Annotated in this window: 27 protein-coding genes and 2 pseudogenes; 16 read left to right on the top strand and 13 right to left on the bottom strand. The window is 45.1% G+C overall.

Annotation, left to right across the window (positions count from 1 at the left end; all coding sequences use genetic code 11):
• Positions 1-15 precede the first annotated feature (15 nt).
• Both AC50YG_RS09335 and AC50YG_RS09330 read left to right on the top strand, forming a co-directional pair.
• The gene (locus AC50YG_RS09335; RefSeq protein ID WP_494826319.1) at positions 16-1,782 is read left to right on the top strand and encodes a sensor histidine kinase; all 1,767 of its coding nucleotides are present in this window, start codon (positions 16-18) and stop codon (positions 1,780-1,782) included.
• Entirely contained in the window at positions 1,760-3,337 is a 1,578-nt protein-coding gene (locus tag AC50YG_RS09330; protein WP_494826318.1) for a response regulator, read from the top strand. Before AC50YG_RS09335 ends, AC50YG_RS09330 begins: the two co-directional genes overlap by 23 nt.
• A gap of 28 nt (positions 3,338-3,365) precedes the next feature.
• Here the strand turns inward: AC50YG_RS09330 and AC50YG_RS09325 are convergent, their stop codons facing one another.
• The gene (locus tag AC50YG_RS09325; RefSeq protein ID WP_494826317.1) at positions 3,366-4,181 is read right to left on the bottom strand and encodes a helix-turn-helix domain-containing protein; all 816 of its coding nucleotides are present in this window, start codon (positions 4,179-4,181) and stop codon (positions 3,366-3,368) included.
• A 55-nt stretch (positions 4,182-4,236) separates the two neighbouring features.
• Here AC50YG_RS09325 and AC50YG_RS09320 point away from each other — a divergent pair.
• Positions 4,237-4,356, top strand: a pseudogene (locus tag AC50YG_RS09320) (carbohydrate ABC transporter permease); the annotation flags it as partial.
• A 110-nt stretch (positions 4,357-4,466) separates the two neighbouring features.
• Here the strand turns inward: AC50YG_RS09320 and AC50YG_RS09315 are convergent.
• On the bottom strand, positions 4,467-4,922 hold the full coding sequence (locus AC50YG_RS09315) for an AraC family transcriptional regulator (protein ID WP_494826316.1): 456 nt from the start codon (positions 4,920-4,922) through the stop codon (positions 4,467-4,469).
• A 569-nt stretch (positions 4,923-5,491) separates the two neighbouring features.
• On the opposite strand from AC50YG_RS09315, the gene AC50YG_RS09310 reads away from it, so the two are divergent.
• Positions 5,492-6,145, top strand: a complete 654-nt coding sequence (locus tag AC50YG_RS09310) for a GntR family transcriptional regulator (RefSeq protein WP_494826315.1) — start codon at positions 5,492-5,494, stop codon at positions 6,143-6,145.
• Between the two features lie 65 nt (positions 6,146-6,210).
• On the opposite strand, the gene AC50YG_RS09305 is transcribed toward AC50YG_RS09310, so the two are convergent.
• Together AC50YG_RS09305 and AC50YG_RS09300 are read right to left on the bottom strand one after the other, a co-directional pair.
• Positions 6,211-6,975: an SDR family NAD(P)-dependent oxidoreductase gene (locus AC50YG_RS09305; RefSeq protein ID WP_494826313.1), complete on the bottom strand. Its 765-nt coding sequence runs from the start codon at positions 6,973-6,975 to the stop codon at positions 6,211-6,213.
• A gap of 117 nt (positions 6,976-7,092) precedes the next feature.
• Positions 7,093-7,269 (bottom strand): annotated as a pseudogene (locus tag AC50YG_RS09300) (SDR family oxidoreductase); the annotation flags it as partial.
• Between the two features lie 149 nt (positions 7,270-7,418).
• On the opposite strand from AC50YG_RS09300, the gene AC50YG_RS09295 reads away from it, so the two are divergent.
• From AC50YG_RS09295 to AC50YG_RS09280, 4 genes are all read left to right on the top strand, one after another.
• Entirely contained in the window at positions 7,419-9,059 is a 1,641-nt protein-coding gene (locus AC50YG_RS09295; protein WP_494826311.1) for an ABC transporter substrate-binding protein, read from the top strand.
• Positions 9,060-9,155: 96 nt separating this feature from the next.
• Entirely contained in the window at positions 9,156-10,181 is a 1,026-nt protein-coding gene (locus tag AC50YG_RS09290; RefSeq protein ID WP_494826309.1) for an ABC transporter substrate-binding protein, read from the top strand.
• The gene (locus tag AC50YG_RS09285) at positions 10,182-11,210 is read left to right on the top strand and encodes an NAD(P)/FAD-dependent oxidoreductase (RefSeq protein WP_494826307.1); all 1,029 of its coding nucleotides are present in this window, start codon (positions 10,182-10,184) and stop codon (positions 11,208-11,210) included.
• 260 nt (positions 11,211-11,470) lie between these two features.
• Complete coding sequence (locus AC50YG_RS09280; RefSeq protein ID WP_494826305.1) at positions 11,471-11,710, top strand: helix-turn-helix domain-containing protein; 240 nt, start codon at positions 11,471-11,473, stop codon at positions 11,708-11,710.
• Between the two features lie 9 nt (positions 11,711-11,719).
• On the opposite strand, the gene AC50YG_RS09275 is transcribed toward AC50YG_RS09280, so the two are convergent.
• Positions 11,720-12,493 (bottom strand): hypothetical protein, encoded by a 774-nt coding sequence (locus AC50YG_RS09275; RefSeq protein WP_494826303.1) that lies wholly within the window; start codon positions 12,491-12,493, stop codon positions 11,720-11,722.
• Between the two features lie 17 nt (positions 12,494-12,510).
• Complete coding sequence (locus tag AC50YG_RS09270; RefSeq protein WP_494826301.1) at positions 12,511-12,732, bottom strand: hypothetical protein; 222 nt, start codon at positions 12,730-12,732, stop codon at positions 12,511-12,513.
• A gap of 493 nt (positions 12,733-13,225) precedes the next feature.
• Here AC50YG_RS09270 and AC50YG_RS09265 point away from each other — a divergent pair, with 493 nt between their 5' ends.
• The 5 genes from AC50YG_RS09265 to AC50YG_RS09245 all read left to right on the top strand — a co-directional run bounded on the left by AC50YG_RS09265 (position 13,226) and on the right by AC50YG_RS09245 (position 17,909).
• Positions 13,226-13,792, top strand: coding sequence for an RNA polymerase sigma factor (locus tag AC50YG_RS09265; RefSeq protein ID WP_494826300.1), 567 nt, complete (start codon positions 13,226-13,228; stop codon positions 13,790-13,792).
• Positions 13,764-15,356 (top strand): DUF4179 domain-containing protein, encoded by a 1,593-nt coding sequence (locus AC50YG_RS09260; protein ID WP_494826298.1) that lies wholly within the window; start codon positions 13,764-13,766, stop codon positions 15,354-15,356. Before AC50YG_RS09265 ends, AC50YG_RS09260 begins: the two co-directional genes overlap by 29 nt.
• Before the next feature lie 111 nt (positions 15,357-15,467).
• Positions 15,468-16,625, top strand: a complete 1,158-nt coding sequence (locus AC50YG_RS09255; protein WP_494826297.1) for a glycerate kinase — start codon at positions 15,468-15,470, stop codon at positions 16,623-16,625.
• Between the two features lie 126 nt (positions 16,626-16,751).
• Positions 16,752-17,678: a hypothetical protein gene (locus AC50YG_RS09250; protein WP_494826296.1), complete on the top strand. Its 927-nt coding sequence runs from the start codon at positions 16,752-16,754 to the stop codon at positions 17,676-17,678.
• Between the two features lie 42 nt (positions 17,679-17,720).
• Positions 17,721-17,909: a VOC family protein gene (locus AC50YG_RS09245; protein WP_341280782.1), complete on the top strand. Its 189-nt coding sequence runs from the start codon at positions 17,721-17,723 to the stop codon at positions 17,907-17,909.
• A 72-nt stretch (positions 17,910-17,981) separates the two neighbouring features.
• Here the strand turns inward: AC50YG_RS09245 and AC50YG_RS09240 are convergent, their stop codons facing one another.
• The 4 genes from AC50YG_RS09240 to AC50YG_RS09225 form a co-directional block, all read right to left on the bottom strand.
• A complete protein-coding gene (locus tag AC50YG_RS09240) occupies positions 17,982-18,458 on the bottom strand; it encodes a hypothetical protein (RefSeq protein ID WP_494826295.1) in 477 nt (158 codons plus the stop codon).
• 279 nt (positions 18,459-18,737) lie between these two features.
• Positions 18,738-19,307: a nitroreductase family protein gene (locus AC50YG_RS09235; RefSeq protein WP_494826294.1), complete on the bottom strand. Its 570-nt coding sequence runs from the start codon at positions 19,305-19,307 to the stop codon at positions 18,738-18,740.
• Positions 19,307-20,233 (bottom strand): ABC transporter substrate-binding protein, encoded by a 927-nt coding sequence (locus AC50YG_RS09230; RefSeq protein ID WP_494826292.1) that lies wholly within the window; start codon positions 20,231-20,233, stop codon positions 19,307-19,309. The genes AC50YG_RS09235 and AC50YG_RS09230 overlap by 1 nt, the downstream gene beginning before the upstream one ends.
• A 113-nt stretch (positions 20,234-20,346) precedes the next feature.
• Positions 20,347-21,954: a helix-turn-helix domain-containing protein gene (locus AC50YG_RS09225; RefSeq protein ID WP_494826290.1), complete on the bottom strand. Its 1,608-nt coding sequence runs from the start codon at positions 21,952-21,954 to the stop codon at positions 20,347-20,349.
• 395 nt (positions 21,955-22,349) lie between these two features.
• Between AC50YG_RS09225 and AC50YG_RS09220 the strand changes: the two genes are divergently transcribed.
• The 3 genes from AC50YG_RS09220 to AC50YG_RS09210 are packed head-to-tail and all read left to right on the top strand — an operon-like array spanning position 22,350 to position 23,684.
• Positions 22,350-22,751 (top strand): ribosomal-processing cysteine protease Prp, encoded by a 402-nt coding sequence (locus tag AC50YG_RS09220; RefSeq protein ID WP_494826289.1) that lies wholly within the window; start codon positions 22,350-22,352, stop codon positions 22,749-22,751.
• Positions 22,748-23,128: a hypothetical protein gene (locus AC50YG_RS09215; RefSeq protein ID WP_494826288.1), complete on the top strand. Its 381-nt coding sequence runs from the start codon at positions 22,748-22,750 to the stop codon at positions 23,126-23,128. The genes AC50YG_RS09220 and AC50YG_RS09215 overlap by 4 nt, the downstream gene beginning before the upstream one ends.
• A gap of 22 nt (positions 23,129-23,150) precedes the next feature.
• A complete protein-coding gene (locus AC50YG_RS09210) occupies positions 23,151-23,684 on the top strand; it encodes an isochorismatase family protein (protein ID WP_494826286.1) in 534 nt (177 codons plus the stop codon).
• 295 nt (positions 23,685-23,979) lie between these two features.
• Here AC50YG_RS09210 and AC50YG_RS09205 read toward each other — a convergent pair whose 3' ends face one another.
• The 3 genes from AC50YG_RS09205 to AC50YG_RS09195 form a co-directional block, all read right to left on the bottom strand.
• Positions 23,980-24,378 carry a hypothetical protein gene (locus tag AC50YG_RS09205; protein WP_494826284.1) on the bottom strand — a complete coding sequence of 133 codons (399 nt, stop codon included), beginning with the start codon at positions 24,376-24,378 and terminating at the stop codon, positions 23,980-23,982.
• A gap of 185 nt (positions 24,379-24,563) precedes the next feature.
• Positions 24,564-24,956, bottom strand: a complete 393-nt coding sequence (locus tag AC50YG_RS09200) for a hypothetical protein (protein WP_494826282.1) — start codon at positions 24,954-24,956, stop codon at positions 24,564-24,566.
• A 43-nt stretch (positions 24,957-24,999) separates the two neighbouring features.
• Positions 25,000-25,629, bottom strand: coding sequence for a hypothetical protein (locus tag AC50YG_RS09195; RefSeq protein ID WP_494826280.1), 630 nt, complete (start codon positions 25,627-25,629; stop codon positions 25,000-25,002).
• Positions 25,630-25,704 lie beyond the last annotated feature (75 nt).

Genomic DNA, 25,704 nt, shown 5'->3' with positions numbered 1-25,704 from the left:
TGGGAGTCGAAGCGAATGATTAACAAGGAACGCAGTCTTTTTTCCAAACTAGTCGGCTCCCTTATATTATTTTTGCTGCCAGTATTAATTTTGTCCATATATTCCAATCGAGTCAACGAGAATGCGATGACTGAACAAATTAAACAGTCAAGCATTAGCAGACTTTCTACCTTAGCCACGCAATTGGACAATACTATTCTTCAATTGGAGGTATTCACCAATATCCTGATTCGTGATCCGAACGTCATTGAATTTCAAGATTTGTCTTTGGTGACTTCCAGCTATTATGAACAAATTAATCGAAAAAAAATTATTCAGGATAAGCTATATTTGCAAAGTGCATCGACCGAATGGATTAACGATGTAACCGTTTATTCGCCGCAAACCGGACAAACGATATCGACAGTAAACGGAACCTCGTTTGTTCCGGAGCGGCTTCAGAGGTTAAGTAAGGAAAATTGGAATTTTATTTTGAACGATGAACAGACAGACAAACAGGGCAAGGTTATCCACCTGACCGTTGAACCCTTCGAGGCAGGCGGCGGCATCGCCAAAGCCAATTCCATCATTGAAATCAGCTTTGACATGAGCAACGTGATTCGTATGCTGGACAAGTTTAAGTCGCAAGGGAGCGGCGAAGCCTTATTTTATAAGTCTAGTGATACATTTTTAGCAACAAGCTCGTTCCCTTCCTATCTTCTTAGTGAAGCTGTGTCCGCTTTAAAACAAACACAGCTGGCAGATGAGGGGGATATCACCTTAAATATAAACGGAATTTCGTATCTGCTTACTTATTCCGATGTACAAGCGATAGACGGTTATGTAGTCAACGTAGTACCTTTATCCGAGATTTTAACTCCATTGCGAATGATCAATCGATTCGCCTATCTTGTCTATGGATTGCTGCTCATCGTCGGCATTGCAGTATCCTGGTTGTTGTACCGAAATGTTCAGGTACCCTTGCGGGCCCTTGTAAAAGGAGTACAGCAGATCAAGATGGGACAATACAAAACAAGAATTCCACTTCAGGTGAATAACGAATTTCGGCTCATTATTTCCAGATTCAATGATATGGCTGATCAAATTCAGCAGCTCATCGAGAATGTGCTGGAGCAGCAGCTTCATACGCGCGAAGCAGAGCTCAAGCAGCTGCAATCGCAAATCAATCCGCATTTCTTATATAACAGTTTGACCTATGTCATCAGCATGACCAAGCTAAACAGGAAAGACGCGGTTCTTGAAATGGCTTATCACCTGTCAGATTATTATCGCTACACGACTCGGGTGGAGAATCAATTGGTTAAGCTGGAGGATGAGTTAAAGAACGCGGCCGATTACCTTAGTATTCATCGAATGAGGATGAGCCGTATTCGTTATGGAATCGATGTGATGAGCGGCATGATGCCCCTCATCGTACCCAGATTGATTTTGCAGCCCATTGTCGAGAACGCTTTGATCCACGGGGTTGAAGCTTTGGAAGACGTTGGAGTTGTAACGATTACGGGTAGATGCACAGGCAACGAATATTCATTGCTTGTGGACGACAATGGTGGTTCCATGACCTTCGAGCGGCTGCAGGACCTTCGTAGGCTGTTGGCAAGCCGTCGTGGTGAAGGGGCGGGGGCGGATAGCTGTGGTCTTATGAATGTGCATCGGCGGCTCCAGCTCCGGTATGGAGCCGATTCCGGCTTGAAGCTATCGATTAACGCTGCATCGGGACTGCGAGTAGAGCTGCATTGGAGAGGAGGGGAGGTTGACGATGAAGCTGTTGATTGTAGATGATGAAGAGCACTTGGTTGAAAGCATGACAGCTAGCATATCCTGGGCAGAGGCTGGCATTACAACCGTGCTTTCCGCGTATTCCGGCAAACAGGCTCTTGAAGTCATGGACAAGAATCCCGCAGACATTGTGGTAACCGATGTTCGTATGCCAGGTATGAATGGGATTGAGCTGATCAGAGCGATTAAGGGGAAATGGCCCCAAACGGAGTGTATGCTGCTTACTGGGCATGCGGAGTTTGAATTTGCCCAGCAAGGGGTGAAGCATAAGGCGTCTCATTATTTGCTCAAGCCAGTGAAGGACGTTGAGCTGATCGCTGCCGTTAAAGATGCGGTTAATACAGTGCTGGCGGAACGAGAGAAGATGATGGCATTTGTACAATCGCAAGCTATGGTTTATCGCAATTTGCCTATTTTACGTTCCAATTTATTGAACAATCTGATTCAGGGGAGATTGTGGCAAGAGCGGAAGCTGAATGAACAATTGCTCTTATATGATATTCAGATCGGGATCGGCGATGCCATGTCGCTGATTCTTATTCGTATAGAGGATAATGATAAGAGGTATGGTCTATCGGATATGTCCATTATGGGGTATGCAGTTACTAATATCGTCGAGGAATTGCTGTCCGGCACCTATAAGAGCTGGAGCTGCGAGGATTTATACGGCCATATCTTGTTCATTGTGAATCATGGAGCAGGGAGCTTGGAGGATCATTATTTGGAACGAATTGCAGACGATATGAGGAGAATTGTCAATCAACTGCTGCATTTAACCATCTCGGTTATTCTGTCGCCTGTGGGATCTTTTCCAGCCGATGTGGAGGAGCTTTATCAGCGCTGCGTCGCTACGGTTCGTTCGCAAATCGGCTACGACAATGACTTCGTTGTCCGTCTTGGCAAGGAAAATGCGAAACCAGTGTCTCATATTGTCGCTTCACTATATTCGCCTCCGCTATTCCCGCATTTGCTTGAGGCGGGCAACTGGGCGGCTGCAAGAGAGAAGCTGGAGGAAGTATTGCGTGAATGGAAAGTGAAATACAGTGGCTCAAACGAACATCTATTTGAAATATTTTATTCACTTAAATCTGCTTTCACATACTTTGTGCATAAGAGCGGCAGATTGCTTGCAGATTACCCCTTGCATGCATCTGCGGAGATCAAGAGCGTTGGCGAGCTGGAGTATTGGGCCGCGAGCATGCTGGATAGGCTGCACAATGAGATGAATAAGGAACTGTCTGCATCCCGTCATTCAGTTGTGGCTCAAATTCATCAATTTGTACAAGAGCATCTATCTGAGGACGTTTCGCTTCAGGCCATCGCCGATTACGTCTATATGCATCCAACCCATGTATCCAAAGTATTTAAGAGAGAAACAGGCGAGAACATATCCGACTACCTGCTGCGGTTGCGGATGGAAAAGGCCGTATTTTTATTAAAGGACAGCAGATATAAAATATATGAAGTAGCGAACCGTTTGGGCTATAAAAATCCGACCTATTTTATCAAAGTGTTTAAGGAGCATTTTGGCGTTACACCGCAAGAATTTAGAGAATAAGGTGATAATAGTCAAACCATACACGATATTAATTTAGCTCGCGAAAACTCTGCGGAGTTATGGATTCAATTTTTCTAAAAGTAGATACAAAATGACTAGCATCCAAAAAGCCCACCAAGGAGGCGACCGCCTTGACGGTGAGCTTTTTATCGTTTATCAGGTGCTCCTTGGCCTTCTGAATGCGCAAGTGTATGAGGTATTGGTAAGGGCTCATCCCTGTTGTCACTCTGAATAAGTAATTCAATCGTTGTGAACTGATACCAGCATATTCTGCCAACTGGAGCAATCCAATAGCGGGGTTCGAATAGTTCTCTTCAAGAAACTGAATTAATGGCATTAATCTGACGGTATGCTGGGAGAAGGAGCGTTGATTATCGACTTGTCCATATCGTTTCAGATCCATCAGAAAGCGATAGACAAAGGCCGAACCATCCATTCCGTTGAAATCGAAGTTTTGTCTTGCCAAATTTCGACTCCTTTTATGCATAGTGGATAGTCGGGAGTTCGATTCCCAGCTAATCACAGTGGAGGTAGCCAAACCGAGAGAGGAAACAATGAATGGTGCGAGGTTTCCATTGAATGTGATATACCAGGTAGACCAAGGATGCGTTTGGGTTACATAACGGTGCGGAGCATTAGGCGGCAGCAAAATGCCTTGATTTGGCGCTAGGGTGAGTGTTTTGCCCGCAATTTCAAATATACCTTCTCCTCCGGTTGTCTGCAGCCAATGATAACAATGGTAACCCTGTGGTCGGACAAACTCATCCTGCCATTCATTCCATCCCATCGTTTCGATGAAAATAGGCAGGGTACGGTCCAAGCCTGTTACAAGCATTTGTTTCATGTAATGCTGCATTGAATCACTACTTTCATTTTTTTATATTGTACTTTAATTATACCTGATTTCACTTCTGCCAGTCACATTAATCGTAATCACGATGATACCGATCCTTCTCCTATACCCATTTGTTCAGAAGTATTTTGTTAAAGGCGTCATGATCGGCTCTGTGAAAGAATAGGTGAGGATTGGGATTAATCTTTTGAAGAAACGCATCGTGCATGAGTTTTGGGGCTATGACAGGCTGTGAGCAATTGACCTGTCATAGCCCCATTTGCGTGTTATTGGAATTTATAGGGGTTTAACAGGCACGCATATTTCGCAAAAATCATTCTCAAGCATATCACCGATATATCTTTCTAAAATCGGTTTATTGTCCATTTGGTATCCGCCGTTTTGTAAGTATGGAAAAATTTCATTCCATGCTCTTTGAATAGCTTCTGCTGTATGTTTGATTGTGCAAATCACATACGTTCCACCATCAAGCTGGCCCTCGCAAATGGAATCATCATCTGGATATTCCTTTGAAATGACAATACATGCATCATATCGACAGTTTTCCGGTAGTGTTGTTTCAGGGTTATCTTGCGGCACCCCGAGCAGGATTGTCGATTCAGTGAGCAGATTTCCCCCTTTGGCCCAATTTTTCAGCTTCTCCATCGCTTGAGAATTGGCAGGACCATATGGCCCAACTTGTCGCACATAGGCAATGCGGTATTTCGGCAAAGTTTCGATTTTAATATCCATTGTTTTTTCCTTTCGCAAATAGATTGGAATACAATTGGAATGCTATCATGCTATAAAATAATATTCATTACTTTTTTGATTAATCATTATTCCTATTCAATAGTAAGGCAATCTAAACGCAACTGATGGCTAAGATTAGCGGGATTAAGACTTGCAGACGCAAATTTAAGGGTTGTGTCAGCTTCTCCTTAACTCAATACCTTTCGCTTTTATCGGTCTGATGGATTTCCTGCTATAATAGAATAAACTTAACCAAACATCGTTATTTGGAGGCGGGGTTTAGAATATGGCAATCATTACTTTTTTAATTATTGGCTGGATTCTAAGTTGGTTTAAATTCGATCGCGTGTTTATTCAGGCTTTCAAAGAGCTATTTAACAAAGAGGTGTCATCGGCAACTTACTATTTCTGTTTTTTTGGTATAGGGATTATCGGGGAGATCGTATTACTCATGCAAGGCGCATACTATGAGTATTTCTTACATAGATGATTTTATATATTTAAGTTATTGAATCACAACGTACCGAATGGCTGTCTATCTTTTTAATAAGGGGTAAGTGAAATAGCTTATGGATAATTATAATTTTTCTTCAATAATGGGTGATCAAACGAGTTCACTGCCAGAGCAAATAGCGAATCATATACTGAAAAAAATATTTATAGGCGAATTAGTACAAGGGACTCGGCTGATTGAAACCAATATAGCGAAAGAATTGAATGTAAGTAACATTCCGGTTCGAGAGTCCTTCTATATTTTGCAAAATACGGGTGTTGTGGAACGGCTGCCTAGAAAAGGCGTGCATGTAAAAGCTATCTCCAAGAAAGAGATGGATGATTATACCGATGCCTTAGTGGAACTATTTAAGCTTGGAATCGATTTTTCAAAATCAAAGTGGACCGAAGAAAAATATGTGCAGCTTAAGCACTATTTGATCGGGGCGCAAGAGGCACTGCGGCAAAAGGATATTTTAGAATACGTGGTTAACGTTCATCGATTATGCGGATATGTATTTCATGTGGCTGAAAATAAAGCATTTAGCAAGTTTTACTCTGATATTACTTTTATTACAAATGCGTACTCCCAAATGAAATGGGGAGATGTTGAAAGAACAAAAAGCCGTTATATTTACTTGGAAGAAATGGTTCATGCCATCATCCAAGCGGATTTTGAGAAGGCGAAGGAAGCATTTGAAATTTTAACGAGACAATCTTTAAATATATAGAATCAAGCATAAGAAAGAGACAGCCTCCAAAGTAAAGTGGAGACTGTCTCTTTCTGCTCATGAGCTTAGTTAGCCATTACGCCGCCATCAACGATTAATTCTGTACCGGTGATGAACTTCGATTCGTCCGATGCAAGGAAAAGGGACGCATAAGCGATATCAATTGGATCACCAAAGTGGCCTAATGGTGTTTTATTCAAGTAGTATTGTTTCGCAGCTTTCATATCTTCTGTTTCTAGTACGGCAGACATTGGCGTTCTAATTTGACCAGGACAAACAACGTTTGAACGTACATGATCTTTGCCATAGTCTACAGCGATATTTTTAGACATGCCGATTAGACCTGCCTTAGCAGCCCCATAGCCTGTACCGCCTTGTCCACCAACTAGTCCGCCGATAGAAGAAATGGTTACGATTGAACCGCCGCCATCTTTAATCATTTCAGGAATGGCATATTTGCTTCCTAAAAATGCCCCTTTTAAGTTAATCGCTAAAAGCTTATCCCACTCATCTGGATCATGGTCGGCAGCCTTCGCGATGAACGGACCAGCAACTCCTGCTGTATTCACTAAGACATTCACTTTCCCGTATGTTTCAACAGCTGTTTGGACAGCACTTTGCCAATCTTGAGGTGAAGAGATATTTAATTTAACAGCAATTGCATCTCCACCGTCAGCTTTAATTTCATCAATGACAGCTTGAAGGCCTTGTACATTCATATCACCGCCAATTACTTTGGCACCTTCTTTTGCAAATAAACGAGCTTGCTCAGCCCCCATACCGCTGCCTGCTCCAGTAATAATTGCTACTTTGCCTGATAATCTTCCCATGAGAACGCCTCCATTAGTGTAATTAGCATCATCAAATAATATATAATATATAATAATACCACTCATATTATATATAATATATTATTGAGTGTCCAATCATGGAGTGGATTATTGAACTTACAGATGAGATCCGCCGCTTGCATCAATGAATTGTCCCGTTATCCAACGGCTGTCTGACGAGGCGAGAAAGGCAGCGATATCTGCAACATCCTCAGGCTCTCCCCACCTTTTGAAGGTGGAGAGGCCAGCGGCCATTTTTTGTCCATGGGGATCCTGCAGCGTTCCAGCATTCATAATATTGCCCTCTTATTCCCGAAGCTAAGCGAGTTGGGAAAATACGCTGGAGAATTAAAAGTAATCCTGTATGATAAGAAATAACGATCTGAGTCGTTGCGAATTCGTGGAATATTAATACGTTAAGTCACATCAGGAGGTAAACGAATTTGAATGAGGTCGAAGGAACACTACATAATGAGTGGCTCGCTCAATGGGAGTCAACTCATCCATTAAACGATAAATGGGTGACGGTTGGCGAAGTTCACTATATTCCCTTGCATACGTTTATACTCGTGACTGATGGACAAGCGATCTGGAATATTAATGGAGAAAAGGTCCATGTCGCATTTGGCCATTTGATTGCGATAGAAGAAAATTCATTAATTGAGGTTTTAGACGGTGGCCATTTGGATCTGTCAGGCTGGGAGATTCAATTCCATACGTATGCCCTGTTCCATAAACAACGAGAGGTCATGAAATTTGAATGGCATGTGCCAACAGGGAACACCTATCAAATCACGCAATTAACGGGTGGAGCATTAGCCGGCATCTGTCATCACTTAAGCGAGGATGCTCCTCGTGACGGGAATGAAGCAATGGTCGGCAACCAGCATTTTATATATGAATTATTGAAGCATTTTTATCAGAAGCAGCCGAGTGACAGACAGACTACCGAACAGGGGATGCAGCGTTCTATCGTCTACATGCAGGAGCATTATGATGAGATCATTACACGCAAGCAATTAGCGGAAATGGCCGGAATAAGCCAGTGGCATTACTCTCGAAAATTCAGCGAACGATATGGCAGGCCTCCATTGGATTATTTGGCGAATTATCGAGTCTATCGCGCACAGGAAGAGCTGTTATTGACTTCCGCGAAGGCCTACGAAATTGCCAAAAAGGTAGGCTTTGAGGATGCCCATTATTTTAGCCGCCGCTTCAAACAGCTTGCAGGAGTACCGCCAAGACTTTATGCGCAGACGATACATCAGCGAAAAATCGTATCCCTTTCCCCGCTCTATGCAGAGGTTCTAATCGCATTAGGGGTCATCCCTCATGCTGTGGTAGTAACTCCTGTGCTTTTGCCGCAGCATCAACGACAATTATTTGCCTCCCATCAGGTTCAGCTGCTGGAAGTTCCGCAAAATGGTTTTAATTTGGAATTAATTCAACAGGCGCAGCCGGAATTAATGGTGGGCCGTTATTTAACAGAGGATATGAAGCAGCAGCTGCGTACAATCGCACCTGTCATCACAGGCCTTACAGTGGATTTATCTATCCTGATTGATCAGTTCGCAGCTATATTTGACAAACAAGAAGCAGCAGCAAAGTGCCATAATCAGATGAACAATGAGGTGGATGCGGCACGCGATCAATTACAATCGATCATCCGATCTGGAGCCACGGTTATGGTCCTGCGAGTAGAGCCTACTGGGTATCGATATTTGGGAGGAAACTCAAGCAGAGTATCCCAATTGCTGTATGAAAAATTAGGCATGGCCATTCCAGAGCCGTTAAAGTCGGGAAAAGCATGGTTTAACCCGTGCTCGATTGACCAATTGTATAATGCCAATCCCGATTATCTATTTGTGGAGAAACGTGTGATAGAGCATTATAGTGCAGATGAAAATATGGAGAAATTAATGGATAGCTACCAGTGGCGAAATTTGAAGGCGGTAAAAAATAACCGGATCTGCAATGTAGATACCAGTCTTTGGGTGGATGGCTTTGGATTCATTGGACATGCGCTTGTGTTAAAACAAATCGTAAGCCACTTATGGGATGGAAAAAGTAATAGAGCACAATAATCCACCTCTATACGCACCTTTTGCTATGGAAGGATATCTGCTTATTTGATAATCTTTGAAAGTGATAATTATTATCAATATAAGGGGAGAGCAATAATGTCAAAACGATTAATGAAGGTATTTGGAGTTGTGCTGTTGGCACTCAGTTTAATGCTAGCTGCCTGCTCCAATTCAACGAATACGAAAGAAGAAGCTGCTGTAGAAGCACAAGAAAGCAATGCGATTAAAGAAACGACTACAGATAAGACCACAGAAACGACCAAAGAAACCACTAAAGTGGTACAGAGCCTATTTGGCGAAGTCACGATTCCGACCGAACCCAAAAATATCCTCGTTATGAGCACGATATATGCCGAATATTTAATTGAGATGGGAATTACGCCGCAAATGGTCGTATACGTACCGGAGGTTGAACCTGCGTATCGTGCGCCTTATTTTGAAGAGCATGGGGTTCAAATGATTAATGGCGAGCTGTACCAGTATAACTATGAGCAATTGCTCAGTTTATCTCCGGATCTGATCATTGAGCGGGGGGCAGGCATGGAGCAGACGGCCTATGATGAGCTGACTAAAATTGCGCCTACCGTTGCTGTGGACTCAAACAGTCAGATGGAAGATGTAATGCCTAAATTGGCCCAGTTGTTTGATAAGGAAGCCGAAGCCGAGAAAGTGGTAACTACTTTTGATAATAAAGCGTTGCAGGCTAAGCAGAAATTACAGCAGGCACTCGGTGACCAAACGGTGCTGGTGCTTCGTGTAGAGCATGACCGATATCGTTATTTGGGCTCGCAAGCGGGGGACAGCAGCAGATTCTTCTATCAAACACTAGGCTTGAATATACCCGAAATTTTAAAAGAGTCGAAGGATTGGTTTACGCCATTTTCATTAGAAATTTTGCCAGATATTAACCCGGATTACATTTTCGTTGAACAGAGAGTATTAAAAGACTATGACACGACAGATTCCATGAAAAATTTGGAGCATAGCTCGCTGTGGAAAAATCTCGATGCGGTTAAAAATAATCGAGTATTCACATTAAAAACCAATGATTTTGTGCAAGGCACGGGTCCTATTGGTTCAGGCCTGCTCATGGATTATATCGTAGAAAAGCTGGTTCCTTAAATGAATACGAGGCAGCAGGATATCTACGATATTACGATCATTGGCGGCGGCCCTGCGGGCATGTACGCAGCTTTTTACAGCGGTATGAGAGCGATGCGCACAAAAATCATCGAGGCCAAAGAGCAGCTTGGCGGATTTATGCGCACCTATCCCGAGAAGCTGGTTTGGGATGTTGGCGGAGTCGAGCCGATACACTGTGAAAAATTGATTGAATCTTTAGAAAAGCAAGCGAAAACCTTTGACCCCACCCTTGTCTTTGGCCAGGAGATTGCTTCGTTAGAGCGCCGGGAGGACCAGACTTTTGTGCTGACCTCCAAAACAGGCGAGCGCCATTATACGCGTACGATATTATTATGTGCGGGTAGAGGGATGACGCAGGTTCAGAAGCTGGATATTGAAGGTGCCAATCGCTACGAATTGACGAATCTTCATTATACGGTGACCGATTTGTCGAGATTTGCCGATAAACGTGTTCTGATTTCAGGCGGAGGTGATTCTGCGATTGACTGGGCCAATGAAATTTCAAAATTGGCTAAGCAGGTCATCGTCGTTCATCGAAGACATGAGTTTACAGCACACGAATTGCCTGTAGAGCAGATGAGAGCAGCATGCCAGGTGAAAATGCCATATAGCATTTCACGTTTATATGGAGCGGGTGATCATATTGAACAAGTCGAGCTCGTTCATGTGGAGACTGGTGCAATCGAGCAAATAGAAGTCGATGAAATCATCGTGAGTCATGGATATGATCGCGACTTTGGCAATTTGTCGAACTGGGGATTAGAGAGGGAGGACTATGGCGTAACGGTGGATGCGCGAATGAGGACGAGCGTTTCTGGCATTTTTGGAGCTGGCGATTTTATTACCTACGGCAGTAAGGTGCGGTTAATCGCAGGCGCCTTTAATGATGCCGTGTTAGCCGTCAATAGCGCAAAGCTTTATCTTGAGCCAGCGGCTTCTGATATGGCTGGTGTTTCCTCGCATAATGCCCGTTTTTTTGATAAAAATAAAGCGCTTCTGCAACAGTAGCTTGCAGGAAATGTACAGCAACAAGGCTGACATCGATCATTGATCGGTGTCAGTCTTGTTTAACTTCCCAGCTGACATGGACGCTGCGGCACAGAAATTGCCCGCCAAAGCCTTCATTTTCGCCATCCTCAGGGTAAAATAGTAGTTGCTGTTCGAAATTGATAAAGTGGCGAACTTTTGGGGATTATTTTAAGGGCGGAAACAGGCAACGGATCCACATTCTTATGAATAGGCCAAATATAGTACTAGGAGGAGAAAAAATGAAATTTGAACTTGGGCGCTGCTTGCTGCTTGAGCGATTAGCGGAAGCACACATGACCATTGGTCAATTAATCGCAGCGCTGCACTATAAACACGAACGGATAAACGATTTTATAGAAAATAAAAGAATGATGCCCTTGAAGACAGCGATTTCCATCGCTGATACGATTGGATGCTCGGTAAATGACCTGTATGAATTAATCGCGATCGAAGCCGAAGTACCTCCCAGAGTCGAATAGGAGGCTCATCTAGGGCGTATACCGCCAAGCTGAAATTTCGCCCTTCAAATCCAATTGTAAAAATAGCCTCGCCTCTTCATGATATATATCGGGACAGAAGTCTTTCTCCGTCGCTTCTGGTACACCGTCATGCCTGTTCCATATGGTCATATTCAGCCCTTTTCCCCATAAGAACAAGCGAACGCCATCTGCTGCTAATTGTCCTTGTGGATGAGGAAACACACCCTCTTGCTGCGAAGTGGTCTTATAGGCAGGAGCCTCTTTTAATAAAATAGAGCGTTCACCCGTCACTACATTGAACAAAATAACGACAGGCAATGCGCCTTCATCCGGCAAGTCCTCCTCATCGAAAAAATCGCCATCCACTTGTCCCCAGATTGCCATAGTTTGTGCATCTAACCAAGCGACGGGCAAATCCCAGTCCACAAGCATGTGCCAAGGTGTGCCTACGGAAGCGCCATCTTCCGACTCACGAGTGTTGTTCATCCAATCTCGCACATTCCAGAACCGAATAACACCGACCGGTTGCCATACCCAGCCCGTATCTACGACCCAATGCTGATCCTGTGACACGTAAAGCTTGCCATGAAAATAATTAAGATAGCCATCGTCGTCATAGTTGGTCTGGGGACGGTTGCTTAGAAGCTCCCCTGACTTCACATCAGTCAAGTCTAGACGGTTCCATTCTGTGCCATGAATAAGTAGCGAACGCCCGTCAATCTCGGCAAAAGCTAACGGAAAGGTACATACCTCTGAATGGTAGTCATCGCGAGACAGCTTCATGATTGGTTGGCGGGCGATTAAATCATAAACTGCGGCATGACGGCCAAAACGATTCGAAATCGCGGCATTATCTGAAGCAGTTGTTCAGCAAGTCCTGTAGCAAGATTCAGCTTCCATAATTCACATGCATGATTTAAGGCAAGCACTGACCTATTTTGCTCATCGGGCAAAGGATGCATAACAGCGATGGAGCCTGGGGAGGCGCTAAGTGCTGGCAAAGAAATAAGCTGAAATGGCATATTCCCACCCCTTTTCAATAATAGCTTTATTTTAATCTATTTCTATGCATCTTCCAAATACTAGGGCGCGCCTACAAAATAGAATCGGACTGCTGCTTCTAGCTTAATGACTAAGACTATTGTTGCTGAGGCCACGCGGCTCGGAAAGCTCGCCCCTTTTTTTGACGGACTGAGGCGCCGCTATTCTGGCTTTTTCAACGATTTCGGGCTTTAAGCGGACAGGAGAGCCGTAATCGATCTAATAATCCCGGCAAAATGGCTATGGGAAGTGCATTAGCGTCTCCTGAGTCCGCCAAATCTAACTTTGTGCCGTACACGTGTCTTAGTCGGTAAGCCAGCTGTTTCTGCGGCCAGCTGGCTTTTTTTACTGAAATAAATGCCAATTCTCCACATTAGGCTTAGAAACTTTTAAAATCAAGTGAGAGAATGTGCAGGGATGGGGAGTCTTAGCAGTGAGATAAACAAAAGTTGGGCCGTAAAAGGAGGGGAGCAAGTGGAGCTGAGAGAAGATCATATGATTATCGAAGCCGTGCTGAACGGAAATAAACAAGCGTACGCAGATATCGTCCGGCGCTATCAGAATAAGCTTTACGGGCTATTTCGCAAAATGGGAGCTTCCGAGGCTGACGCTGAGGATTTAACGCAGGAGACGCTGCTCAAGGCGTACCGCAAGCTGGCATCGCATAATCCGGTGCAAAGCTTTGCTGGCTGGCTTTATACAATCGCTGTTAATTTGCAGAAGGACGGCTGGCGGCGGAAAAAACCAGAATCACCCGTATTGAATGAAGGCTGCGAACGCCAGACACCAGAAGCCAAGCTGCTGCAAAAAGAGCTGCGCTCTGAGCTCGGCCGCCTGCTGGAGAGGCTGCCTGAGCATTATCGGCTGGTGCTGGTTCTCCGCTACACGAACCAATTGAGCCACGAGGAAATCGCCAGCGTAACGGGCATGTCGATAAGGCAGGTCACCAACATCATTCACCGCGCTAAAATCAGGCTGCGGAAAATGGTAGAAGCCAAGGAGGGACAACGTTATGACATTTTGGAATCGTACAAAAGCTGAAAAAGTCGATCCTAAAGCGGGGGTTGGAACAGCGACAGCGGAAGATAAGAAAATTGAAAACGTCTTGTTCGAGGACAAGCTTCAAGATGATTTTACCGATAGGGTGATGTTGGAGCTGGAGGGCATTGACATAGAGCCAGTGGAAACTGGCAATTCAATTGATTTTGAGCCCGGTGCCTCATCTATTGCCTGCCAAGTGAAACGGCATCAAGCGGCCAGAAGGTCATCGAGACGCAAAGCCTGGGGGCTTGCCGCCGCTGCCGTTGTACTCGCGGGAAGCACGCTGTTATATGCACAGCCGACGCTTGCGGATATGGTGCGGTCGCTTTTTGCCCAGAACAGCTATGTGGATAGCGGCATGAAGCAGGTGCAGGAAGCAGGATTGGTACAGCATTCCGACGCCAGCGCCGAGGATCAAGGCTATACGCTGAAGGTCAACGAAGTGATAGCCGATTCGACCCGTCTCATTGTGGGAATCGACATTTATGATGCGAAAGGAAATGCGGTAGCTGGCGAAATTCAATCTGTAGATGGGAATTTTAACCTATTTGATGTAGATAGGGGACATATTGGAGATATCCCTTATGGGATTAGTACAGGAGGCAATACGACCACGAGCAGGTTCGAATTTGTTTTTAGACGGCCAGTATTGAAGGACAAGATGCAGCTCGACGCTTACATTAAACAGATCGCCTTGCATCAAGGAACACCGGGTTCGGATGACTTTTCGTCTAAGACGGTCAAGGGGCGATGGACGCTACATGTAGATATCGATTTGAGCAAGGCGAAAGCCCAGACGCTGTTCACCCCTATCGGCATTTCTTATGAGACGCCAAGCGGCATTCGGATTCAGATGCAAGGAGCAACCCGTACGCCGAGCGGAGGCTCGCTTGAGTTTACGACGTCGCTGACGCCAGATGCGGCAAGCCGTGCAATAAATGGTCAAAGCGGGTTTCATCTACTTAATTACCATCTGGAAGATGAACAAGGCCATGTGCTCGAGAAGAGCCCGAGCATGACGGAAATGGAATTTTCAAGCCGTCGCTACGAGCTTGACCGATGGAGCGGTCTGACGAAATGGTTTTACCAATTTGATGATTTTGCCTATGACAAGCAGCAGATCCGGTTTGTACTGGACAGCTATGTAATCCGTGAAAAAAGCGAGGCCTCGGTCGTCTTTGATCCGTCTCAAGCTTCCCCGGAAAAACCTGTCTTATTCGAAGACGCTGGCGATTCACTTCTGCTCAAAGGATTGACGATCGATTCAGATGGCTACGGAAGAATTCCAATTGGCGGCACGTTCAGCAACCCCAACTTTGCGTCGGGTACTTGGATCGCCGTTGACGAGAACGGCAAGGAATACCGGATGTATGCTGGCGGGGGATATAGTCCTGATAATCTGAATTTGGACGACGGTGCTGATCTCCAATTTATGATGAGTGGCATGAACAGCATGCCGAAACAACTGACGATTAAACGCACCGTCATCAATCGCCAGTACAAGGATGCTGACTTGTCGTTCGTCATTCCGTCTACCGGAACGAATGGTGTCATTCCGCAATAAGCAAGCAGTAATGGATGTTTATTTAACTGAACGATGCTCAAAAATAAAGGTATTAAGGTAGAGGATCATGAAGTAGAGCAAGGTGAAGTTGACATGATGGAGTGAAGGGAAATGAAGGAAACGATATTTGTGCTGGCACCAGATTCATTCAAGGAAAGCATGACAGCAAAAGAAGTGTGTATGGCGATGGAAAAAGGGCTGCGAAAAGTCTATCCGACAGCAGGTTATATTCATGTTCCAATGGCCGACGGTGGGGAAGGGACGGTACAATCCCTTGTGGATGCATCCGGCGGTACGATTCATTATAAAGAAGTAAGCGGGCCGCTTGGCCAGACGGTAGCCGCAACATATGGCATTCTGGGGGATGGTGCAACGGCGGTCATCGAGATGGCATCGGCCAGTGGCATTCATCTGGTGAACAAGCAAACGAGAAATCCGCTTTGCACGACTACCTACGGGACAGGCGAATTGATTCGGGCTTGCTTGGATCAGGGAATTCGCAAAATGATTATCGGGATTGGCGGCAGTGCCACCAACGATGGGGGAACGGGCATGGCTGAAGCGCTCGGGGCAAAATTTCTTGATGCAGATGGAAATTCGCTTGCGCGCGGGGGAGGGGCTCTTGACCACTTGACTCGTATCGATGTGTCGAATCTGGACGAGCGTTTGCGGGAAGTGCAATTTATTGTCGCCTGCGATGTGACGAATCCGTTATGCGGGGAGCATGGCGCTTCGCAGGTATTTGGTCCGCAGAAGGGCGCGACGCCGGAAATGGTGCACCGGCTGGACGCCAACCTGTCCCATTATGCAGATGTCGTGAAGCAGCAGTTGCATAAGGATGTGCGGGATATACCGGGAGCAGGCGCAGCCGGCGGGCTGGGCGCAGGCTTGTTGATTTTCACACAGGCGGTTTTGCGCAAGGGCATTGAAATTGTAATCGAATATACAGAGCTGCGAGACAAGCTGGCTGAGGCCGATATCGTGTTTACGGGTGAAGGCGGCATTGATTTTCAGACGAAATTTGGCAAAACCCCATACGGTGTAGCTCGCGCTGCCAAGGAGGCGGGCAAGCCGGTCATAGCAATCGCTGGATACATTGGGGAAGGAATCGAAACGTTATACGCCGAGGGCATTGATGCGGTATTCGGCATTGTTCCGGGAGCATCCGATTTGGAGAAGCTTCTGAAGGAAGGGCCGGATAATGTGGAGCGTACTACCGAGAATATTGCAAGGGTGCTGAAACTGGGCCTGATTACCGATAGAAGGTAGGCAAGCAAGCCTTCCTCGTGCCGCCTTTGCCATACTTCCACCCTGTTCAGGAGTACCGCGCTCAGACATAATTCAGTTATTGAATACAGACGGTGCTTTTGATCAGTATGAGGAGGAGGAATGGATATGTTTGATAAAAAGGTGAAGCTGCAGCCTTATGCGGATATGTCAGCACATATGGAAGGTTTTGATGTGGTTTCGGCCCAGCTTGGCGGAGATGGATGTGTGTATGTGCTGCTGATTAACCACATCCCGAAACGGACACAAGGTATGTTCGTCCCTTCGGTGCTAAAGGAAACGTACACCTACAAGGTGCTCGTTATAGAAGACGATTATATGGAAGCAGTGATAATGGAGGGCCAGCATTTCAATTATCATTATGTCCAGCCGCTGCGGAATCAACTGCTGTTGGTCGGCGCGCGCTGCACTTATTATGGTGTTGGCAAATATGATCTGAACGCCAAAGTATGTAATTATAAAGGCGAGACCGTTCGCGAGTTTTTGCTGGGAGATGGCATTCAGAGTGTGCAGGTAACGGAGAAAGGCACCATTTGGACCAGTTATTTCGACGAAGGCGTCTTTGGAAATAATGGGTGGGGGAATCCAATCGGGTCTCAGGGTCTCCTTGCTTGGGATGAGCTTGGCAACAAAATATATGAAGACCATACGTCGGATATTGCCGATTGCTATGCGCTGAATGTTGTGAATGAACAAGAGGTCTGGTTCTACTTTTATACGGACTTCTTGCTAGGCCGTATTTCCGGTGGACCCGAGCATGCCAAGGTTTCCTTTATGGACCCGCATATTTCCGGCTCTGCCGGGTTTTGTACGGACGGGTACCATTTTTTGTTTGATGGCGGTTACGGCAAGCATGAGACCTTTATTTTGAAGAAAAATGAAAAACCAGGCCGCTTGAGTGCAGGGCACAAGATCCATTTTTTGAATGAGCAGGGGGAGCTGCTTAAACCGCATACCCGGGATTTTCGAGAAGACCGCTTGCTGTTTAGTGAAGGCAGCTGCTTGTATCAAGTGGCGATCGAAGAATTAGTTTAGTTATGTGGCTAATAGGACAAAGCGAGTAGGGGAGCTGCAAGGATGAAAGTGCAATTAGAAGGCATTACTGTATTATCGAATGATGTATCCCGTTTGGCCAGCTTTTATCGTGAAGTGCTCGGATTTCAGACGGTTGTGGAAGAAGGGCATTATGCGGAGTTTGAAAATAACGGGGTCGTAATTCGTTGTTTGCGCTCAATCCCATCGAAGCGAGTCCACAGTAGAAATTAAACAAACAGACAGTCCGCATCTCATGTTATTAATGAGTGAAGGCTGTCTGTTCTTTTTGCCCAATCGTCCGTTTTAGTCGAGTCCTGCTTGTGCTTTGGATAACAGCTTTCCTTTATTGAAAGAGAGTACAGCATTCGCCCCTGTATCCCCTGCGCCATAATAGGAGTAGACGACCATATCTGCGGTTTCGCTCAAAGCTCTGCCGTTGCCGCCAACAATATCCTTCACCTCATCGTAGGTCATGCCAATCTCAATCTGCTGATACTGATCAAAGGTAATTCGAACATCATCCCCTTTGTCAGCGGGGCCATTATCGCTTGGCGCAGAGGCATCGACGCTGCTGCCAGATTGATTAAGAGCTACAACCGTAACTTGCAGCTCTTTAAGCTCTTGTTCCTTAGCTTCGAGCTGCCGCTCCAGTCCCGCAACCCGCTCCTGCAGGCTGTCAAAATCCGTCTGAGTCGGTCCCGAAGAGCCACACGCTGATAGAGTGAACAGGGACAATATAAGGGCCACTCCGCCTAACCATCGTCTATCGATCTTTTTCATAGAGACATCCCCCTTTTTTTAGATGAACTTGTTTTTATACAGCAACCAACGGTTTCTGGAAAGAAAAAACAATACCGCCATCCAGTTTACCATAGCAAACACCTGCTGTAACTGAGGCTTTGGCTCTGGTCCTAATTTCTTAGTAGGGTACGAGCTGCTGTTAACAAAGGCGGACCAAGCTGCAGCCTATAAAAAATGCCGCGAGCTGCAGAGAGGATCTAGCGATCCTTTCTGCAGCTCGCGGCTGCTGGCGAATTACAAATCGGTGTATAGATTTCTCTAATCTGAACCTTCATGCCAGGTGATGAGGTCCTCTGCCGATTTTCTTCTTCTTGCTTTAGGGATTTTATCCTCGTTGATATAGCCCATATGCAGGGTGCCAACAAGCTTCTCATCCGTCTGAATGCCAACGCTGCGGTGAAAATCGACTTCCCGATTGTATTCATTCGTCTTCCACACAAAGCCAATTCGCTGCTCCCAGGCAAGCAGCTGCAAATTTTGAATCAAGGTGGCGGCTGCAAGCAGCGCCTCTTCCCGTCTGACCTCGGATTTATCCTGTTTAATAACGACGAGCAGATGGACAGGGGTTTCCAAGCAATATTCCTTCATCACGCCTTCGCCAAAACGCGCCAGCTCATCCTCTGTGTAAGTAGCTAGGACAGCATCGGCAAACTGGCGACGATCCTCATTCATAAAAATAATAAACCGCCAAGGCTCCACACTTGAATGGTAGGGCGCCCATACTGCTGCATTTAGCAATCCCAACAATGTCTGTTTCGACAAGGGCTGATCCGTAAACGACTTAATCGTTCGACGTTCCCGAATGACACGATCGATAGAATGGCTCATTATTCATTTCCATTATGCTGTTTAATCGTCTCGTCAATTTCATTCACGGCGTTCAATGTAGCTACGGGGGAGAAGCTGAAGTTCATCCAGTCTTTATCTCCGACAAGATAGACATGGTTTTCCTTCACAGCTTTAAGGCCCATCCATACCGCATTGGTTTTCATATCTTCATATATTTTTTGTGCGCTCGCCGCATCATCTCCAGCTTCTACCTGAAGGATAATATGATCAGGATTAAACTCTGGCAGCATTTCGAGCGAAATGGCGATGCTCTCCTCGTCCTTAGGGAAAGTGGCTACTGCATTCAGTCCCAATTCGCCATGTATCACTTTGCCGCGGCTCGCTAGAGGTCCCATGACATAGCTGTCTTTGCCAATAATTCGCATATACATGAACGTTTCTGATCCGACTAGGGGCTTTAGGCTTTCATTTGCTTTTTTGATTTGATCCTCATAATCCGCAATAACCTGCTCAGCCTGCTCCTTCTTATCAAGTGCATCGCCCATATCGCGCAATTCGTCACGCCAATTGTCACGATCAGGGAGTAAAATCGTTTTTGCGATTTTATTCAATTGATCCACATTTTTCGCGTCCCGCCAATTTGCTCCGATAATTAGATCAGGCTCTGCCGCCAAAATACCCTCCAGGTTAAGAACGCCGCCCAGCTTTGGCACAGCATCGAATGCCCCGTTTAAATAGCTTGGAAATTCGGCATTTGCATTTTCAGCAGCTACTGGAATGACACCTAGCGAATATAAAAAATCTGGATATGTTACCGTAGTCGCCACTACCCGAAGCGTTTTCTCGGCTGCATCGGTCTGTGTAACTGGACTATTTAATGTATTATTCTCCTTACCTCCACAAGCAGCTACAAACAGCAGTGATAACGCGATAGCTGCAAAACCCCATTTTCGTGCGCGATTCATTTCTCCATCCCTCTCAAACGTAATAATAATTCTCATTCTCATTATAGGATGTGTCAGCCAAATGGGAATGGAGAAAAGGGAAGCGGACGTGGACTTTCGCGCATTTCCCTATGTCAGCGAACTACGCCGCGCTCGAACATTTGCAGCATATGCTGCATGGCAAATCCAGTAGACAGGGGAGAGAAGGAGAAGTTATACCATTCTCGATGCCCCACGGTATATATCCGACTTGTAGGGGATTTCATTAATTTTCTCCATCCTGGCTGCTGCAATAAAGCTTCCCGGCTGCTGTCAGCATGCTCACCTATTTGCAAAATGATGTGATCAGCTCCTAGCCCAGCTAACTGTTCGACCGACAGAATTTTTCCATCGATATGCAGCATCGACTTTTCAGGTGGAATCAAACCAAGCTCGTTATACAGTATTTTTCCTCTCGATGACTGATTGCCAAACACGATGAGGCCCTCTTGGGTCATACGCGCATAAGCAACCGTTTCATTAGCTGTCAGCAGCTTAAGCTGTTCACGAACCTCATCGCGCTTGTCATCATACCAGCGAATAAAACGATGGGCCTGCTTCTTTTTATCCAAAATCTCGCCCACATCTGTCAGCTCATCCCGCCAATCATTATGGCTTGGCAGCAGGAAGGTGGGGGCAATTCGGCTTAGGGCATCATAGTTTTCATAATCCTTCCACTCCGCAGCCAATATGACATCGGGCTTGAACGGTTTGAAATATTCAGGATCGAAGTGATGGCTGTTATTCAGCTTTGGTACTTGCTTGAATGCCTCTAGCAAATAACTGGGGAATTCCTGATCCGGAGAAAAGGCAGCAATCGGTATGGTTCCCAGCAGGTACATCAATTCGGGATGAGTGACCGTCGTCCCCAGAATACGCCGATTATGCAAATAAAAACGGGGAGATACACCAACCTTTTGCTTAAACCTTCTACTAAAATAATGCTCATCCTCAAAGCCGACTTTACGGGCGATGGCGTACAAGCTTTCTTTGGACATTGTGAGCAATTCCTTGGCTTTATCGATACGCAGTCTGATTAAATAATCGCTCGGATTTTCACCGGTTATTTCCTTAAACAACGTTGTATACCAACGTCTGCTGAGCTGCGCGATGCCCGCCAAATCTTCAATTGTAATGGCTTCATCGTAATGAAGCTTTAAATATTCAATCGTGCTCTCGACGGCATGGCGAGGGTCAGCATCGGTTAGCGAAGCATAGGATTCCATCAACAGATAGATAAGCTTCTGAAATAGAAACTGATTTTCAAGCTGGTGCTGCATATCTATGAAAGTGGAAGGCTCTTGAAGCTTCTGCACCATAGCCCGGAGTGAACGAGGAGTATGCGACACGGTCTCATATTGAAAATAAGCAAATGTTTTGACGGAAGCCGCTGACAGTTTATGATCCGCTCGGCTGAGCTGAACAACTTCACATGCAATGATGCTGATGTCCAATAAATGACTGCCTTGATTCGTTATCTGCAACGACTGCCCCGGCTTTATTATGAAATGAGTATCGGCTGCCAAAATAGGCTGACTGTGCTTATGATCTACTTGGACCTTCGCTGTGCCGCCTAGCACAAATAACAGCTGATGCTCGTTTTTCGGTGGAATAAGGACTAGCCCCTCTATAGGGACGGCATGCTTTGCTACTTTTGTCATCGTCACGAACAGATCCTGGAACGGAACATTTTTGCCGGACATGCAGGCGCCTCCTTGCTAGTAATAAAAGCTTAATATTCATAAGCTCCTCCATAGGTACGGGTATGCCCATTGTATATTTCGGCTGCTGCGTTGTAAATATAATTGCACAATAGGTTAGTAGATGCGCATGTTGTGTAATTGAATGTCCCTGCCCTTCTAAATTATGCTGAATATATCAAATTCAACGTTCAGCGTGACGTGGCAAAGAGAGGGATAATGATGAAAATCAATATAACAAATCAATGTGGAAATGGGCTTAACGTCTGTCTTAGCTTCAAATCAGCTATACGTAGGTTGAATAGCATGCTATAGTCAAATTAAAGCAGCAGCAGGGGGATTATCCCATTTTCAATAGCGGACTTAGCATTTTTGAACCGACCGAGGAGATGGATTTCATGGAGCATGATGATATTAACATAAGAATGGATAGACAAAGGGACATGTTAGCAGAGGAACATAGAGATCCTTTCGTAATAACCTTTTTCACCTTCGCCAATCAGGATATTTATGGTTTTATAGCTAAGGGCAGCACGGGATTTTCCAAATATGGCTTAGATATTATTGCCGCAGCCGTGTCCACGCTTACCATTAATGCCGTTAATTCTATCAATGAGTTTACAGATGACAGTCCTGAGGTAGACATGGGCAGGAACTATATGAAGTGTATCATTCATGAAAAAGTCAGCCGAGATTCGCAAATTTTATTGCGATCACTCCGGCTTGGCATGGAAGACATTCAGCGTTCATATGGCGAGCAGTATTTAGTAATTGAGGAAATAAGGGTGGGGAAGAGTTGAGTTATGATCTTCATATTACAAAGGCAGACCATTGGGTAAACAGCGACAGTAACCCGATAACAGAGGAGGATCTAGCCCAAATTGCTCATTTTCTTGATGCTAACGAGCAAATTCCTTTCTTATTTCAAAGGGGGAGGCTTACCCTGTGTGGTGCAAATGGCAATATAATCAACTTAATGATCGCAATGGCTTCCCCAATAAACGCTGTTGTCCAAGGAGACGATGGTGAAATTTATACAGCATCAGATTCAAATTTGAATTCATCAGCATACAGAGATATACCACAACATAAACTACCTTCTCTAAAAATAGATACGCTAGAAGCTCTGGATCTAGGTGATCAAATCTGGCATCGTAAATTTATTCGTGAGTACTAAATTATAAAATGGAGGAAACCAGATGAAACAAGCATTAATCGTTATTGATATGCAGGAGGTTTTTTTTAACTTGCCAGAAAATTACCTATATCAAAAAGAGGACTTGGTGCTCCGCATTAACAAATGGATTGCGGCTGCTCGCAGTGCAGAGGTTCCAGTGATTTTTATCCAGCATACGGTATATGACAACGTAAATAGCGCACTTTACGTAGATTCACCGGATTGGAAGCTCTACCACGAGCTGGATATTAAGCCAGGGGATGCCGTCATCCGAAAAACAACATGGGATTCGTTCCACAACACCGAATTGCCCGTTTTATTAGAGGGTAAATCAATTGAACAGCTTATTTTTGCTGGAGCACAAACCGAATTTTGTTTGGATACAACGATTCGAGCTGCATACAGCCGTGGCTATAAGTCTAATATTTTGGCGAAAAATAGCCACAGCACCCTTGCGAATGCGGTTCTTACTGCACCTCAAATCATTGAGCATCACGAGCATATATGGAATGGAAGGTTTGTCACGATTCGTGGATTGGATGAGCATGTATTTTAACCCTACACCTAGTCCTAGACCTGTCTTGAACTAGTCCTGAACTATTCCCGAACTAGACCTGAATTAGTCCTGAACTAGTCCCAGCAGTTTTGGAAGCTCGATCCTTTTTTGGAGGACTGAGCTTCCGCTATTGGGGATTTTTCTGCGATTTCAGGCCGTAAGCGGACAGGAGAGCCGTTATCGCCCTCATTATCCCTTCAAAATGTCCATTTCTAGGGCATTAGCGGCTCCTGTGTCCGCAGGTAGTGCCTTAACTCGTGATTCTATTAAATAGCGGCTTCTGTGTCCGCCAGCTCTAACTTTGTGTAGAAGCACTAAATTGTATTCGCTCTATTTCATATCCCATTTCCTCCATAGCGGCAAGTCCGTCCTCGATAACAACCGTCTTTGATCCGTCCCACCAGCCCCTGCTTAAACTATATAAGATCCACTCCCGAACCCGCCTTGGATGATTGAGATTGTAAACCTCATCAGGCATGTTGTTACGATTATTAGCTAATATGAAACCCGAATTCAGTAGACACCCGGCGATAGGGTCATCCCATGTGCGGATGCGAATATGCAAAGGGTTGATTTTTGATTCCTTCAGAAAAACTTTCAGTTCATGAACACAGGTCTGACCTTCCATGCGCATCAACAGCGTATATTTATAGTCTACCCCTTCAATTGCTATACCGCGCAGCTTATTCGACAATTTGATCACCTGCTGATGAGAATTTGATGAACTACTATATCCATATTCAAACAGGCCTCGCAGCCAAAATTTCTGATAGTCGCCATTTGGCAGTCAGCTTCAAGCAGAAGGAACAGAGACTGTGCGACGAATCTGCCTCGGCTAATTGAGGTCAATTCGAATGAATGGCCCTCCATGTAGGCAGTTTACAAATTGCCGTAAATCACAATTTCGTCAGCCTGCTCCAGCACCTCGCGAACCCAGGTGGTGAACGAATGGATGAAGGCAAGCTGGCCAGAGTCTACTACAGACAGGGCATCGAGCTCTTGCACAACCTGCTCCCAGACCGCTTTCGGAATGGGGTTATCCCAGCAAGGATCGAAAGCGGCATAAATCTCGCCTGTGCGTATATCGGCAAACGGGTATTTTTGCTGAATAAATGGCAGCATATCGCTGAAATCTTCATCATAAATAAAAATTCGATTATTTGCTGCTGCTTCGTCATAACGAACGGGGCTAAAGGAATAGCCGATGCCATTTTTAGGTCCGCTGTAACGATATTTCATGGTGCGGATCGCTTCCGCCTTCTTTTTGTTCATGGCTTCTTCGGCCCCCATATCCTAGATTTTATAGATTTCTCGCTTAGTTGCCGCTCACTTCATTTAAAGCATTCGGATATATAATCGTGTCAAAAATAGTTCCCGTACCCTCATCCTGAATGTTAATAGTAACCTTGAGTTCTTCGGTAGAAACGCCAGCAATTGCTTGATATGACATTGCCGCTATTCCAATACTTAAATTTTCCGCAGCATTGAATCCGCTTTCGTAAGCTTTTTGATCCACAATGAACGTGAACTCTGAGAAAGCTTTGTTATGATTGACATCCTTTATAAATGCCGAATAGTTCCTGCTTTTTAGATCCTCTATCCCTTGCAGCATGCCTTTTCCTGCTTTTTTCATTAATTTCTTATGAGCATCTTTCGGCATTCTAAAAGTAACGGAACCATCCGTATTTGCGGTAATTTCGTCAATCCCACTCTTTTTCGCATCAGCCGTTATACTGTCCATATCCTGGTCTTTGAGTATGTAAGCTGGCATCGTAAATTCGGTCTGTAGCAGCCTGTTATCGGCTTCAATGGATTTAGTTTGCTGTTTGGTGTCCTCGACTCGCACAGCTTCAGCTTGTTGATTAGTTGTAGATACCTGAGAACATCCGGTAAGTGATAAACATAGGATGAGTGCAACTGTTCCCCATATGTTTATTTTCTTCAAAAAAAGCACCCCTCACTTTTATTTGAATTATGTAAATTATTGGTAGTATACCATAAAGCTGAAGTGGAGAGAGGG

It is taken from the genome of Paenibacillus sp. J31R34 (assembly GCF_059383715.1).
This window is presented reverse-complemented; position numbering and strand designations above follow the sequence as displayed.